This window comes from Cognataquiflexum aquatile, from assembly GCF_003316845.1.
In the GTDB taxonomy this organism is placed as follows: domain Bacteria; phylum Bacteroidota; class Bacteroidia; order Cytophagales; family Cyclobacteriaceae; genus Cognataquiflexum; species Cognataquiflexum aquatile.
Genome location: NZ_QMIK01000005.1, coordinates 37898 through 53344, shown reverse-complemented (window position 1 = coordinate 53344; position 15447 = coordinate 37898). Strand labels below are relative to the sequence as shown.

General features: G+C 41.9%; 10 protein-coding genes. 2 read left to right on the top strand and 8 right to left on the bottom strand.

Annotated elements, in window-relative coordinates; genetic code table 11:
* Positions 1 to 209: 209 nt before the first annotated feature.
* From DQW11_RS15395 to DQW11_RS15385, 3 genes are all read right to left on the bottom strand, one after another.
* Positions 210 to 3521, bottom strand: a complete 3312-nt coding sequence (locus tag DQW11_RS15395) for a VCBS repeat-containing protein (protein WP_113924998.1) — start codon at positions 3519 to 3521, stop codon at positions 210 to 212.
* A 116-nt stretch (positions 3522 to 3637) separates the two neighbouring features.
* Positions 3638 to 5155, bottom strand: a complete 1518-nt coding sequence (locus DQW11_RS15390) for a RagB/SusD family nutrient uptake outer membrane protein (RefSeq protein WP_113924997.1) — start codon at positions 5153 to 5155, stop codon at positions 3638 to 3640.
* Between the two features lie 19 nt (positions 5156 to 5174).
* Positions 5175 to 8192, bottom strand: a complete 3018-nt coding sequence (locus tag DQW11_RS15385) for a SusC/RagA family TonB-linked outer membrane protein (protein ID WP_113925281.1) — start codon at positions 8190 to 8192, stop codon at positions 5175 to 5177.
* Between the two features lie 739 nt (positions 8193 to 8931).
* On the opposite strand from DQW11_RS15385, the gene DQW11_RS15380 reads away from it, so the two are divergent.
* Together DQW11_RS15380 and DQW11_RS15375 are read left to right on the top strand one after the other, a co-directional pair.
* Positions 8932 to 9168: a hypothetical protein gene (locus tag DQW11_RS15380; protein WP_113924996.1), complete on the top strand. Its 237-nt coding sequence runs from the start codon at positions 8932 to 8934 to the stop codon at positions 9166 to 9168.
* A 117-nt stretch (positions 9169 to 9285) separates the two neighbouring features.
* Positions 9286 to 10086: an MOSC domain-containing protein gene (locus DQW11_RS15375; protein ID WP_113924995.1), complete on the top strand. Its 801-nt coding sequence runs from the start codon at positions 9286 to 9288 to the stop codon at positions 10084 to 10086.
* Positions 10087 to 10246: 160 nt separating this feature from the next.
* On the opposite strand, the gene hemE is transcribed toward DQW11_RS15375, so the two are convergent.
* The 5 genes from hemE to DQW11_RS15345 all read right to left on the bottom strand — a co-directional run bounded on the left by hemE (position 10247) and on the right by DQW11_RS15345 (position 15440).
* Positions 10247 to 11272 carry a uroporphyrinogen decarboxylase gene (gene hemE / locus DQW11_RS15370; RefSeq protein ID WP_113924994.1) on the bottom strand — a complete coding sequence of 342 codons (1026 nt, stop codon included), beginning with the start codon at positions 11270 to 11272 and terminating at the stop codon, positions 10247 to 10249.
* 212 nt (positions 11273 to 11484) lie between these two features.
* On the bottom strand, positions 11485 to 12018 hold the full coding sequence (locus DQW11_RS15360; RefSeq protein WP_113924992.1) for a collagen-like triple helix repeat-containing protein: 534 nt from the start codon (positions 12016 to 12018) through the stop codon (positions 11485 to 11487).
* Between the two features lie 91 nt (positions 12019 to 12109).
* The gene (locus DQW11_RS15355; RefSeq protein ID WP_113924991.1) at positions 12110 to 12631 is read right to left on the bottom strand and encodes a hypothetical protein; all 522 of its coding nucleotides are present in this window, start codon (positions 12629 to 12631) and stop codon (positions 12110 to 12112) included.
* Between the two features lie 155 nt (positions 12632 to 12786).
* Positions 12787 to 13368: a hypothetical protein gene (locus DQW11_RS15350; RefSeq protein ID WP_113924990.1), complete on the bottom strand. Its 582-nt coding sequence runs from the start codon at positions 13366 to 13368 to the stop codon at positions 12787 to 12789.
* A 296-nt stretch (positions 13369 to 13664) separates the two neighbouring features.
* The gene (locus DQW11_RS15345) at positions 13665 to 15440 is read right to left on the bottom strand and encodes an ABC transporter ATP-binding protein (protein ID WP_113924989.1); all 1776 of its coding nucleotides are present in this window, start codon (positions 15438 to 15440) and stop codon (positions 13665 to 13667) included.
* Positions 15441 to 15447 lie beyond the last annotated feature (7 nt).

Below are 15447 nucleotides of genomic sequence, written 5' to 3'. Positions count from 1 at the left end.
TATTAGTAAAGATTTCTCCCCCGTCCCTGCCTGCCGCAAGCAGGGAAATGACAAGGAGAAGTTTTTTATAACTTTTGAAGTTACCTCCCACTTCCCACTTCCTAGCCTCCAACTTCCCTACTTCCTAATACTTACCTTCCACCTCTCACCTCTTACCTCTCACCTCTTACCTCTCACCCTCGTACTTCGTACTTCGTACATCGTACTTCCTACTTCCCACTTCCCACCAATTCCCACACCCCCGGCACATCATTATTCCTACTTACTGTAATCCGAATTCCTTTGGTCGTTTTGATGCTTTTGATGTCCCTGATTTCTCCCCGGACAAAGAATCCCGATTGGTTGGCAGGAATCAAGTGGAGGTCTTTTTCATTTGATCCGGTTAGGTGCCAGCCAAAGCTGCCCATATTGATTCCCAACTCAGGCTTGATCCGACTTTGGTTTCCCCCAAACAACAAATGGATTTTCCCCAAATCATCTTTGAAGGAATGTATAGCATAGACAGGGCTACTTTGGATGGGATAGGGAAGAATTGCTTTTGCAAATGTACCATTTCCCTGATTTATAAACAGACTCGTTTCTAAAGTATGTACGTTTAGGACCATGTTTCGGGACAAAATCTCCTGAGGAAATAAATCCTCCAATCTTTTGTTTTTATAGGCATCATAAGTCAACAACTGCTTGCGCAAGACCGGTAATTGCTTGATAAGGGTTGGCTTCAATAAGAAAGGATAGGTACTATCGCCTTCATACTGGGTTAGGATTTGCTCTATGCTTCCGTTTTGGTCGAAGTCGTTGATTTGTAATTGCAATGGTTTTTCAGGAGAAGCATGGAGACGAGTATTCGTTCCCGAGTTTCCTGCCAGAATATCCGGAAGCCCGTCTCCATTGACATCGGCTACGTGGAGGGTATTCCAAAGACCCCCGGTATTTTCAAATCCAAATGCAGAAGAGGCGTCATTATATTTTCCATTGGTTTTTTTAAAGACCTTGAGGGGCATCCATTCGCCGGTTATCAGGATTTCAGCTATCCCATCCCCATCCAAATCCCCGATCCAGGCATCCCTTGTCATTCCGATATTCTTCAATTCCGGAGCAAACTCCATGGTTTTATCCACAAAAACAGCATTGCCCTGATTTTCCAATAGAGTCACATCACCCGGAACTCCGTAAGCAAATGGCACTGTTCTCGTTCCGATCAAAAGGTCCATTTTTCCATCTCCGTTATGGTCAAATGCTTTGGCAAAAGAGGAACTCTGAAAAACCATCGGGAGGCTTTCTTTCGTTTTGGTGAAATTTCCCTGGCCATTGTTGAGGTAAAGCCTGTCAAGGTAATTCATGTTGAAAGCACTGAATTCCAAACTCCCGCTTACTGCGTATAAGTCTAAGTCCCTATCTCCATCCGCATCAAAAAACAACCCGTCTACATCTTCGGCTATTGAATCAGCGTCGAATGTTTGGTGGATTTGAAAGTCTCCCGAAGGCTTTTGGGTGTAGACAGAAGATACCTGACCCTTGGCACCGGGAAGAAATAGATCATCGAGTCCATCTGCATTGATGTCACCGACAGCCATTTTTGGTCCTTCATTGGAGATCATATGGAACCGCAGCCTGTCCCTGTCAAAATCTATAAAATCACTTTCGCGATGCTTCCATGGGAGTTTGATGGAAGAGGGCAGGAGGAGGGGATTCGTAGCCGCCTTGACAGATTTCCAATCTTCAGTCGCTTTGGAAGGGTCCAATACCAACAATTGATCCGGTAATACATCGGTTAACTTTGTTGCTTTTCCATTTGGCCAAAGGACGATCACGGAATCAATTTTCTCTACCTGTCCAAGACCAAAATGAAGCTTATGATCTACGGAAGACATATAGCCTTTGACCGGATTGTGCTCCGCAAAGAACAGATCATTTCCGGCAAAAAGTGTCACTTGGGTTCCAAATTGGCCTTTTAGGTCCAACTGAAGGAAATGGTTCTTGTTGATCTCACGGCTGTTGTTTTTAAATACCGACACTTCGCCGTTCAGGTTATTCACCACAAGGTCCAAATCACCGTCATTATCAAGGTCCGCATAAGCCGCCCCGGTAGAAAATGTCAATTGCTCCATTCCTGATTCTGCGGCTTGGTTATTGAAAGTGAAATTACCTTGGTTCTTAAAAAGAAAATTCATCTGAGGATTGGAAGGAAACTCATCGATCATCTTGGTCAATAGGATACTGTCCCGTCTAAACTGGGCGATCAGGTCTTGGTTGTTGACATAATAGTCGACATAATCAAAATCTGTCAGGTCTTTGACAATGCCATTCGCTACAAAAATATCTTTGAGTCCGTCATTGTCTGTATCAAAAATCAATGCTCCCCAACTCCAATCTGTAGCATGCACGCCGGATTGTCTGCTGATTTCTGAAAAATGAACCTGATTGCTATTTGGTTGGAAACCCAGGTTTCTTTGAAGTGTGTTTCTGGTAAACTGATGGAAATATCCCCCTGAGACATTGGCTTCGTACTTATCCCACTCCTCAAAAGGTGTTTTGGTTTTTACCCTCGCCATGGTAGCCGGAAGCATTTCAGTGACAAAGACATCCTGCCAACCGTCATTGTCCAAGTCGGCGATGTCGGCACCCATAGAACCCATGCTGATTTCAGTCATCATGTCTTCGAGAGATTCGCTAAAGGTACCGTCGCCATTATTGATATAGAGGTAGTCTTTTTCAAAAAAATCATTGGAGACATACAAGTCCGGCCAACCATCCTTATTGAGGTCAGCTACTGTCACGCCCAATCCATAGCCGATGGCAGAACCATAAATTCCCGCCGATTCGCTGACATCTGTATATTTCCCGCTGTCATTTCGGTAAAGCTTATTTCCACCAAAAGGATCTCGGGTATCTCTTTGTCCGATCCGGAGGTCATTTACGCCGATAGACCTTGCGGAATTATTCAACAAATACATGTCTAAATCGCCGTCTTTGTCATAGTCAAAAAATACCGCATGTTGGGAAAGTCCTTCATCGGCGATTCCGTATTCCTTGGCTTTCTCAGTGAAAGTCAGGTCACCGTTGTTGATAAAAAGTTCATTGTATCGCTGAGGTCCGCCCAAAGGTCCCGATTTACAGACATAGATGTCCAGCCAACCGTCACCGTTGATGTCGGCCATGCTGACTCCTGTAGCCCAGATTCCGGGTACAGCCAATCCTGCTTTTCCGGTAATATCTTCGAATTGGAAATTTCCCTTGTTGAGGTAAAGCTTGTTTGCCTGCTGGTTGCCGGCCAAAAAAACATCAACCAAACCGTCATTGTTGATATCGCCAAGGGCTACCCCGGCTCCGTTATAAAAATTTCTAAAAAGATATGGGTTGAATTTTTCGTTGTAGTTGAGATTATTATTAAAGTCGATTCCTGTCTTTTCTTTTGGCATAAGCTCAAATAGCTTCAATGTCTCTTCCTCTTTTTTGGAACAGGAAAACAACAATAGGAAGGAGGGAATGAGAATGAAGAATCGGCTAATCACCAATGACATTGGGAAAGGATTAATTTGGGATATTGGTTTTTTACAAATTCGAAGGTATCCATTAAATCAAAAAGAAGTGCACGTCTGTGCACTTCTTTTATCATTCTGATATCAAAATATCGGGATTAATACCCAGGGTTTTGTTTCAGGTTAGGATTGGCCTGAAGCTGGTTTTGAGGAATCGGGAACAATGTTCTGAAAGGCTGAGAAGCTGGCTTTTCCCACCACGCATCATTAAATCTCCCAAATCTGATCAAATCTGACCTTCTTTGACCTTCGGCGTAAAACTCTTTGCCTCTTTCTGACAATAAAATAGCAGCATTAATAGTCGTCAAAGGAGGAGCAGAAGATCTTGTTCTTAATTGATTGGCTAGAGCAAGTGCCTCAGCAGTTCTTCCAAGTTTCCAGGCACATTCGGCTTTCATCAAGATCACATCTCCATATCTGAAGATTGGGAAATCATTGTTCAAGCTGTTTGCAGCACCTAGGGGGATTTCAAATTTATTGGTTCTAGTTCCAGCTTGCCTAAATGCATTTGGCGCCAACATGTTGATCTTAGGAGTGAAGTTTACAACCGGGCCATCAGGATCAGTTGGTTCGGCTGAAGCATCTATGAGTTCCACTCCGGTAGATGATCTCTGAATTCCTTCTCTTAATGAACCTTTTCTTAGGTCACCTGGCTCAAAGCTATTGTAAAAATCCTCTAATGCAGTGTAACCGTTCCAAGGTTGTTCTTGTAAGTTAAAAGTAGCTTGGTTGACATAATGAAGACTTGATTGGTGGATGTTGAAGCCACCGGCATTATTGGCATCATAAGGAAGCGTGAACATGTTCTCAGTTGAGTTAGCATTCGTAGCTGAGAAATTTTGGAAGAAGTTTGGTGTCAAACTGTACTGACCTGAATTGATGATCACGTTCAAAGCAGCTTCTGCTTCTGCCCATTTTCCTTTGGATGGATCCAATACACCTGGAGTGGCACTCAAATACACTTCTGCATTCAGATAAAGTTTGGCCAAAATCATATGTGCAGTCCAATAATTCAAGTTGGTCTTTACATTGGTTTTTGGAAGTAATTCTACATTATCCTTGATACTCTTTTCGATGAATGCAAAAACTTCAGCCCTTGTATTTTGGGCAGGATTTCCACCTCTGTCTGTTTCTATAATGATAGGAACATTTCCGAAGTTGTCAATCAACCAAAGATAAGCCAAGGCTCTTAGGATTCTTAATTCAGCACCCAAGGCTTCAACGTCCGGGTATTGCTGCAGCAATAGGTTGGTTTCACCAACGATCCTAAAGCAATATTGCCAAGCACCATTGTATGCCCCATCACCCGTGGCCCAAGTATGTCTATGATTCCTAAGCCAGATACCACCATCTTCCCAGTCAGCCCCTTTGTGCGGGATTGCCATTTGGTCAGAAGATACTTCATTGATACTCCACATACCGCCGTGACCTCCCCAGTTGCCGACAACTGCGGCATAGGCAGACTGCTTCAGTACTTCAATCAACTCAGGACGATTGCTATTTGCCAAATCCTCTTGAGTTACCCCTGTCAGAACTTCTTGTTCTAACTCCCAGCATGACCCCATGGCTACTGCCACAAGACCTCCAACTAATAATGATTTAATTGATCGTAACATATTATATTTTGAGTTTATGTTATTTTAATGTAAATGTTAAACCTGCGGTCCAAACTCTAGGTACGAAGTAGGTATTTCTTCTTTCTATACCAGGTGCCAACGGATTTCCTCCATCTGTCCATCTTACTTCAGGATCTACACCTGAAAACTGTGTGATCGTGAAAAGGTTTTGAACACCACCGTACAATCTGAAACTACTGATTGAAGCTGATTTCACAGGAAGGTTATAGCCCAACTGTAAGTTGTCCAACCTGACGAAATCTCCTCTTTCCAAATAAAGGTCAGAGAAAGTAGGTGTAGAAATCACAAGTGGGTTGGTTGGGGTATTTTTTGTTATGACTGAGTTCCAGGTATTGGATGAAGCATCGGCATTTTCATAGAAACCTCTGAAAGAGTTATATATCATGTGGCCCCAGCTGCCTCTTAACAAGAAATTCAAATCCCAGTTCTTATAAGAGAAGGAGTTTGAAAAACCGAAATCTCCGGTTGGAAGACCGTTTCCTAAGTTTTCAAATTCTTCAGGTCTTTCTGTGCTTAGGATGTATTCTCCGTTTTCAGTCAAGCCAATGAATTTAGGTCCATAGAAGTTACCAATTTGATCACCTACTCTGTTCCATACGATCTCGTTGTTGTTTTGTCCCGGAGCTCCAGGTGTTGCCTGACGGATTTCAGGTAAGCTGATGGATCCTACGCCAATCCTTTCTATAGTAGTTCTTTTGTATATTGTGAAGTTTGCAGAAGGATTCCAAGTGACAGCCCCAAGTTTTATATTGTTTACATTAACCAAGAATTCAAAGCCTGCACTTGAAAGATCTGCAATATTTGCCCAAATAGAGGTAGCAGTGTAGAAGTTCCCTGGATCGAATTCGTTAGGAGCTCCTACAGGAACTTGGGTATTGAACAAAAGGTCAGAGATATTTCTTTGCCAATAATCCATGGTACCCGTGATTTTTCCATTCAACAATCCGTAATCTATACCGAAGTTAAATTCTTGAACGGTTTCCCACTTCAATTGAGGGTTGGGATTTGTTAGTTGGTTAACACCTACAAATACAGATTGGATTGGATCAGCAAGATTCAAAGGAATCCTGTTTCCATTTCCGAAAATACCCAATGCCAAAGTAGGTGATGGAGGCAATTGACCTACAATACCAAAGGAAGCTCTTGGCTTGAATTGGCTAAATGGCCCCATATCCAATACTTGTGTCAAATCAGCACCCAAAGAAAAAGCAGGGAAAGTACCTGTCTGATTATCTTTACCAAATCCTGAATATGTTTCAGATCTTAAAGAGGCAGAGAAGAAGTAAGTATTGTTATAATTAAAGTTTGCTCTTCCAAACACAGAATTCAAGACTGCCCTCGTGGCAAAAGAACCCATCCCTGTACCATTACCAAATCTCAGACCACCTGCACCAAGGTTATTAGGACCTTGATCAAAAAGATATCTGGCAGATGCAGCATTGAAGCCGTTTTCGTTAAAGATTTGTGATTCAACACCTCCAACTAAAGTCAATTCCATTTTATCGAAAATCTCGTCCTCATATCGGAGAAGACCGTTTATGATACTGGTGGTTTTGTTGAAAAAATTCTGACCTGCTTGGCCGCTGGTACCAAAACCAACCTGATTATCCTGATAGGAAAAGAATTGAGTGCCATTTACTGTTAACCTATCTTCAGAAAACTGGGATGAGATCGTAAATTTATCGCTCAAATCGTATTCTAATCTATAAGAATAAATAGCATTCTTAACATCAGTAGTAAACTCTTGTTGGTTGATCAGAGCCACAGGGTTGAAAAAATCAAACACTGGTCTCTGGAAATAACCTCCAAAATTCCTTTCTGCAGTTGCCAATCTTGTTTCCCTTTGAGCTGCAGTTTCTTCGGCAGGATTGTAATCTCTTTCGAAGATTGGAGCCGTAGGATTGTAAATAGTTCCGTATCTTACTGCCTCAGCATTAACATCTATTGCTGTTGTTTGGGTGTAGGCCAATCCCATATTCATTCTGAGCCTATTTTGTAAAGCTCCATGGTTAAGGTTGAAACGTGTGTTCAACGTTTCCCTGTTGGTTCCTTTTACTACACCATCGTTATTTCGGTAATTGACAGAAGCAAGGTAGTTGGTATTTTCAAAACCACCTGTGATAGATGCGTTTACGGTTCCATTCAAGGCTGTTTGGGTAATTTCGTCTCTCCAGTCTGTTCTTGACCCATAATCAGTTCCACCTCTTGCCACAAATTCTTCCGGAGAAAGAATAGGGATAAGGTTTGTAGGAACTTCAACAGCCCCAAAAGTATTGATGGTTACAGTAGAAATTCCTTTTTTGGATGAACCCTTTTTGGTTGTAATCAAGATTACACCGGCTGCACCTCTAGTTCCATATATTGCCGAAGCTGAGGCATCTTTCAGTACATCAAATGACTCGATATCATTGGGGTCTATTGCATCAAGAGTTGCACCAATAACACCATCCAATACGATCAATGGAGATTGGTTGGCACCGAAAGAAGAAATACCTCTTAATCTCAATACAGGGGCGTTATTTGGGTTACCACCTGCCCTTGTTACAGAGAGACCTGCTACCTTACCTTGAAGCAATTGGGTAGGATTAGGGAAGTTACCACGGTTAAATTGCTCTGAACCTACATTGGTCACAGCAGAGGTGATTTCCTTCTTGTCCTGAGTACCGTAACCTGTTACGACAGCTTCTTGAAGGCTTTGGATATCCTCAGCCAATTCAACGTTGAAAACACTCTGGTTTCCAATTGCTACTTCCTGTGCAGTGAAACCTACGAAGGAGAAGACCAAAGTTTCATCTCCCTGGTTAATAGAAAGCTTAAATTTTCCATCCAAGTCAGTGGTGGTCCCACGGGTAGTTCCTTTGACTAGGATTGTTACTCCCGGAAGGGGATCTTTAAGGGTGGCGTCCAGGACAGTTCCTGATACTTCCCGGCTTTGAGCAAATGCCGAAGTAATACTGATCACCATCAGTACTGACATCAGGGCAAAGGCCTTTAGTTTTTGTAAATAATTTCTCATAGGGTTTGTTGTTTTGAAAAAAACGAAATTGTTTGTGTAGTTGATTTCAATTCTAAATTGAATGTTTAAATTATATTTTGCAATTTTTAACATTTGCCCTCTAGGGCTTTTGGTCAAGTGGGTGTTAACAGAATAATGTTATTTTTTGTTAATCGTTAACAAAATCAACTTTTACCAACAAATTCAGCAACCGAAAACGTTTGAATTTTTCGAATACTTAAAATTTTTCGGTTTTATTAAAAATGTGAAAATTGACCTTGAAAATTAACTGTTTGGTTGGTTTAATCGGAAATCATATCCAATTACCATGTAGTAAGCTTATTTTTGCATATTGGATAAACTTGCGATAATCCATCAGTTATCAGGTCTATACAGGCCAATATTTTCCCCGGACATTGTTTTTAAAATAGCAAAAAAATGGAGTTGCTTTGTTAAAAAATCGCACCTAAACAGACACATTTTTTAAGAAAAACCGGGGCTTTTTTCCTATAAAAAACCGGTTGATTTTTAAATAAAAAATAAGTCAAACCATACAATCAATTAATGGATATTCGGACATAACTGCATGCGCTGTTATCTTTTATTTTACTGAATTAAGTTGAAACATTCGAGGTATTGTTATTCATTCTAAGCGGTAATTCTTTTTGGGCGTCCATATCTGATTATGATTTTTATTCTGAAATTGTTATTTTTTCTTTAATTGATGCAACTTTTTTATTCTTATCTGTATCTTAGCCGTATGAAGGTTTTTGACAAAAGAAAAAGAGACAAAGAGCGCAAAAAATGGGCATTCGTCTTCCTGATATGTATCGGGACAGCATTTTTTTATTCCCAACAATCCTCCAAAAACACCATTGCTTACCAATTTTTCAACCCGTTCTATGCTTGGAGTAATGGCGGAGAAAACCCGATACGCAATATTGTTACCAAATTTATCCCGCAGCAGATCCCTGACAGACTCAAGGAATGGCGTTGAGGGATTCCAAAGCATGGTAATCAGATGATAATGCCACTTTTCTGAGTTCAAATCCTTTCCATAGCATTCTCAGATGTACTATCCCAAAACTGATTTATCCTTAAAATTTAGCCCAAAATGTATCTAAAGGACATATATATTTATCCTATCAAATCACTTGGTGGTATCAGATTGCAAGAATCCGTTTTGGAGGAAAGAGGGTTGAAATTTGACAGGAGGTGGATGTTGGTAGATAAAGAGGGGATGTTTCTGACCCAAAGGACCTTTCCTGAAATGGCCCTTTTGCAAGTGGAGGTGGGAGATTCCGGTCTCTTGGTTTACCACAAAAATGACCTCGGACATAGGATTCTGATTCCTTTTCAACCCCAAACAAATCATTTTTTATCAGTTACCATTTGGGATGATGTTGTGATTGGGCAGATAGTGGATCAGGAGGTCAGCAAATGGTTTTCAGAAACGCTAGGTAGGGAATGTGACCTAGTCATCATGCCGGAATCTACCGAAAGAAAATTATCCCCAAAGTATGCTGTCAACAGTGAATCGGTTGGTTTTGCGGATGCCATGCCCTATTTGTTGATCGGTCAGGCTTCATTGGATGAGCTCAATACAAGGCTGGAAGTTCCTGTTCCCATGGACAGATTCAGGCCTAATTTAGTTTTTGCGGGAGGGATACCTTATGAAGATGATACTTGGGACAAAGTGAAAGTGGGTGGGGCTGTATTCAAAATCACCAAACCCTGTGCCCGCTGTGTGATGACCACCGTCAATCAGGTTACTGCCGAAAAAGGCAAAGAACCATTAAAGACATTGGCAACATACAGGACTTTCGACCACAAAGTGATGTTCGGTCAGAATATGCTTTTGCTTAATGGAAATAGGATTAGAATAGGGGATGAGGTGGTTCCTTTTTTGAAATAGTAATTGAAGTCAAATAATAGGTGTCAGTGAGGACACTGACAACGGCAAAGAGATTTTTCTCTGAGTGCCCAGTGTCCTGTGGTGATAAGATATATGTTGACCGATAACTTCTCCCTTTGCGACCCTTGCGAAACCTTTGCGTCCATTGCGGTAAATAGAATTAGGAATAACTTTTTACCGTCTGAATAAACACCTTCACCATCTCAGGATCGATGTCGGGATAGACGCCATGACCAAGGTTTGCGATGTGCCTCGTCCCTTTGAATTGGTCCATCATCTCTCTCGTAGCCGCCTCGACTTCCTTTGCGCTGCCATATAAAGCAGCGGGATCCAAATTTCCCTGCAAGGTTTTATTCGGCCCGATCAATTCCCTTGACTCGGCTATTCCCATATTCCAATCCAAACCGATGGTACTGCAATTCAACAATGCCATTTCTTTTCTCGCAAAAAAAGCACCTTTCGCAAAAACCGTTGTCGGTACATTTTCGATTGCATCGCAGATTTGGGAGATATAAGGAAGGGAGAATTCGAGGTAATGGTTTGGAGGTAAGATACCTGCCCAACTGTCAAATATCTGGACCAGGTTAGCCCCTGCCGCCACCTGTGCTTTCAGGTAGTTGATCGTGCTGTCGGTAATCATCTGCAGCAGTTTATGGGAAAACTCCGGTTGTGTATAAAGCATTGCCCTGGATTTGGAAAAAGTCTTGCTTCCTGACCCTTCGACCATGTAAGCGAAAATCGTCCATGGCGCACCGGCAAATCCAATCAACGGAACCCTGCCGTTCAGCGCTTTTTTGGTGATTTTGATCGCTTCGATTACGTAGCTGAGGTCATCCACTCCGTCAGCAATTCTCAGTTTCTTTAAGTCAGAAACATCCTTTACAGTCTCAGGAAACCAAGGTCCACGCTTTTCCTGCATTTCATAAGGCAATCCCATCGCTTCAGGGATAACCAAAATGTCTGAAAAAATAATCGCCGCATCGACATCCAAAATATCCACAGGCTGTATGGTCACCTCAGCTGCCAATTCCGGTGTTTGGGCCAATTCAATAAAACCACTGACACTTTCACGGACTGCACGGTATTCAGGAAGGATTCTTCCGGCCTGACGCATCAGCCACACAGGTGTTCTTTCTACTTTTTCGCCTTTTGCGGCACGTATCAATAAATCATTCTTCAATTGCATGGTGCAAATATAGAATCCGAATTTGAATTAGGAGGAAAGGAGTTAAAAACTTCCGGTGGACTTTGTAAGAGAAATGGAATCTCTTTTCTGAAAGCATCCGTCCGAGTTTTCAAGAAATCTAGTAATAGTGGCTTTTCCGATTTAAGTTTTAAAGTAAAATCCGGATTTGTGAAAGGCAAAAAAAAAGCCTCCGTGTAGGAGGCTTCTGAATTTTATTTTCTTCCTTCAAGTTTCACAAAATCCTTATCGCTGAGACCAAGCATTTTGACAACTCCTTCATAATCATTGTAATCGATTCTTGAGCCTAGATCTGCAGGTATAATTACAACTCTAAATACTTGATTTCTAGTAAAATCTAGAGGGAGAATACCTGGATCAAAAGAGGATTCTAGAAAAACACTAAAATCAACCCTACTAAAATCATAATTGTAAACTAAGACGCCTTCTTCAAGAAACAGTGTTTGTGGTAAAGCTCTCCATATGGTATTACCGTTAGCAAATTCCCAACTTATATAAATCATGACTACATCGTCCTCAAAAATTGGTGGCTGAAAATCGAATACTGCCATGTAATCATTTGCTGCTGTAAAATTGACATCGACTTCAAAAGCTTCGGCTACAATATTGACGCCGGCTTGACCTTGTGGCCCCTGCGGACCTGTTAATCCCGGAGGTCCCATAGGCCCTTCACAGGCAGATATGACAACAAAAGCTGCCAAAAGAAAGAATGAAAGTAATTTTCTCATAGGATTTCTGTTTTGTTTAGGAATTAAAAATTTGGACGGAAATTGACTTAAATGAATTGTAAATAGGAAACCATAAGGACTGAAACAAGTTTTACTTAGAGAGTTTTATGCCAATGACCTTGACCTCATCAGGTCCTATAATCTGGTCAATGAAGATATCTGGTTGGGGCAGATTTTTTTCTTTTGCGAAGCTAATGATTTTGTTTTTGATTTTTAATGGACCAGGCATCACAAATCGATGGGCTTTTATGGTAGCAATGATAACATTTTCCCCTGAAAAAGACACCTGATCATATCCAACATTCTTGTCCATCCATTTTGATTCCAAACCAACAAAAACTTCCATAGTGTCTAATTTTCCTGCGGGTTCGGTATAATAGATGGTATGCAAAGCTGCTTCAGGATGGACATTTTTGATTTTTTCGATTTCCAAAAATGCAATTCCCAACTTTTCATCCTGTGGGATTCCTCTAAAATACCTTCCTGACAAGTTGATGTCATTCCTGTCCAAGACCTCTAGTTGGACTTCATTGAAGCCCCCCATGCTGTTGAAAACAAATAATCCCGTCGCCACCAATAAAATGAATGAGACGAGAACAATCTTTTTTATCATGATAAGGATGGAGTATCCACGATTTCTTGACAATAACCAAATGAAACTTGGAGTGAAGGTCTTTTGAATTGGCTCCGCCACGGCAGACAGGTGTGGACCGTCGACTGTGGTTTGTTGTCGGTTTCAATAAGTCTTTTCCCGGTCATAGCATCAGGTCAAAATAAATACCTCACGCCAATAGCTCCCTGCAATCGGAAGTGGCCGAACCGGTCCAATAATTCCATGAAAAAGCCTATTTCCCCAAAAACACTGATCGGCGCTTCGTCAAAGTAATATTCTGCGCCACCAAATGCTTCAGGGCCAAAATCCATGTTTCTTCGGGTTTCTCTAAGCGTCGACTGCGAAATGGAAGAATCTGTAAAGGCATAATCAACCAATACAGAACGAAGCTGAACCCCGGCACCGGCGTAGCCCAATAAGTAACCCGATCCAATATTGAAATCTTCACTGAAGTCCTCATGGTAAGCCCCCCTAAAATTCAAAGACCAGGAATTGGAGGTGCTGTGTCCGACATAAAAAGCATTGGGACTTGGTCTGTTGTTATCAAAATCCCTTTGGTAATATTGACCGCTGTTAGGTCCGCCTCTTCCTATCATCCCTTCGAGGGATATTTTATCGTCAAGAAACGTTTTGTAGGTTATAGAGAAAGGTTCTCCGAACCTCAATCCAATGCCCGGTTCTTGGGCAAAAGCAAATAATGGCAATATGGCCAAAGCCAAAACAAGTAACTTTTTCACTGTGGTTTTATTTTTGGTTTAGTTTTTTCTTTCTAGATATGAGATGTGAGACGTGAGATTTGAGACACAAGACGCAAGACACAAGATTCAAGACCTTACTAATTCTTACCTCTTTCCCCAGGCATCTGTCATCGGTCATCGGACCTTTTTTCACCCCCACCTTCCACCTCTCACCTTTCACTTCTTACCTCCCACTTCCAATCTTCCCTACTTCCGACTTCCCTACCTTTCACCTTTCACCTTTCACCTCTTACCTTCTACGTTGCCCCGTATTTCGTACTTCGTACTTCTAAAACTCACCCAATCGCCATCGACTTCAGCTGCATCTGATGCAGTTTGGAGTAGTAGCCTCCCAATTCCAAGAGCGACTCATGGGTTCCTGTTTCCTTGATTTCACCTTGGTGGAGAACCATGATTTTATCGGCTTTTTGTATGGTAGAAAGCCTGTGAGCGATGACGATGGAAGTTCTTCCTTTCATCATTTTAGAAATGGCCTTTTGGATCATCTCCTCAGTTTCGGTATCGACAGAAGAGGTCGCCTCATCCAAAATGATGATCTCAGGATTGTAGACTATAGCCCTGACGAAGGATATCAGCTGCCTTTGTCCTACGGAAAGTGTGGCGCCCCGTTCCATGACGTTGTAATCCAAACCTCCGGGAAGTCTTTCGATAAACTTTTTAGCTCCTACCAATTTCGCCGCTTTCATGACTTCTTCCCTCGTAATCTCGGGATTGCCAAGTGTAATGTTATTCAGTATGGTGTCCGAGAACAAGAAAACATCCTGCAATACCACGCCTATATGTTTGCGCAAAGTGCCTAACTCATACTCCTTGATGTCGGTGCCGTCAAGGGTTATTTGGCCTTTGTTGATGTCATAGAATCTGTTGATCAGGTTGATGATAGAGGATTTTCCAGCCCCTGTGGCACCGACCATGGCGACAGTTTCTCCATGTTTGACTTCGAAATTGATATTTTTCAAAACCCATTCTTCGTCGTTATACGCAAACCAAACATTCTCGAGTTTGATGTTCCCCTCAATTTTTTCGGGTTTGTGCTTTCCCTCATTTGGAATTTGATCGTCATTTTCCAGGAGTTTTAGGATCCGCGAAGAACTGACTACGCCCATCTGTAGGGTATTGAATCTATCTGCAATCATCCGGATGGGCCGGAAGAAAAGCTGAAGGTACATGATGAAGGAAATCAGGATTCCGATCTGGATTTCCATGTCAAAAACACCTGTTGCGCCATACCAAACCACCACGCCTGTACCGATTGCCTGGATGATTTCTGCCACCGGATAGTAAATCGAATAGTACAATACTGACTTGACATGGGCTACCCTGTGCTCACGGTTGATGTCTTTGAATTTTTCGTATTCCCTTTTTTCCCGGTTAAAAATCTGGACAATGTTCATTCCGGTGATATGCTCCTGCAAAAATGAATTGAGGTTGGAAACCGCATTCCGGACGTCATTGAAGGCTACTTTGATTTTCTCTTTGAATATATAAGTGGAGATGATGAGGAGCGGCAGGGTACTCAGACTGACCAAAGTCAGCTTCCAATCCACATAAAACATCACTCCCAAAATGGTTACTAATTGGAGCAAGTCCCCAACGATGGCCGCCAATCCTTCACTGAATACATCGGCGAGCGTTTCCACATCAGAAACATTTCTTGTCACCAATCTTCCAATGGGAGTATTGTCAAAAAACTTCAACCTCATCTTGAGGAGATGGCGGTAGAGTTTGACCCTGATGTCCTTGATGATGACCTGCCCGATCCATCCTGAGAGGTAGGTATGCGCAAACTGCACCAAAGATTGAAGCAACAGCAATACAATAAGTAAATAGATAATATTCAGCAAACCATCACTGTCTCCCACGGCGACATAGTCATCGATAGCAATCTGAATGAAGTATGGGCGGGTTGGGGCCAACACTGCCATCGCAATGGTAAGGAATACCAAAAAGTAAAAGCGGGCTTTGTAGGGCTTGACAAACTGGTACAGTTTTTTTAAAACCTGGGCATCTATGATGTCACCACTTTTGATATTTTCTTTTTCCAGGCTCAAAATGATT

Bases quoted from the DNA above. Each gene is read 5' to 3' on its own strand.
- DQW11_RS15375 (WP_113924995.1), top strand. From the start codon at position 9,286: ATGTATCTAAAGGACATATATATTTATCCTATCAAATCACTTGGTGGT.
- DQW11_RS15395 (WP_113924998.1), bottom strand. From the start codon at position 3,521: ATGTCATTGGTGATTAGCCGATTCTTCATTCTCATTCCCTCCTTCCTA.
- DQW11_RS15355 (WP_113924991.1), bottom strand. From the start codon at position 12,631: ATGATAAAAAAGATTGTTCTCGTCTCATTCATTTTATTGGTGGCGACG.
- DQW11_RS15390 (WP_113924997.1), bottom strand. From the start codon at position 5,155: ATGTTACGATCAATTAAATCATTATTAGTTGGAGGTCTTGTGGCAGTA.
- hemE (WP_113924994.1), bottom strand. From the start codon at position 11,272: ATGCAATTGAAGAATGATTTATTGATACGTGCCGCAAAAGGCGAAAAA.
- DQW11_RS15385 (WP_113925281.1), bottom strand. From the start codon at position 8,192: ATGAGAAATTATTTACAAAAACTAAAGGCCTTTGCCCTGATGTCAGTA.
- DQW11_RS15360 (WP_113924992.1), bottom strand. From the start codon at position 12,018: ATGAGAAAATTACTTTCATTCTTTCTTTTGGCAGCTTTTGTTGTCATA.
- DQW11_RS15380 (WP_113924996.1), top strand. From the start codon at position 8,932: ATGAAGGTTTTTGACAAAAGAAAAAGAGACAAAGAGCGCAAAAAATGG.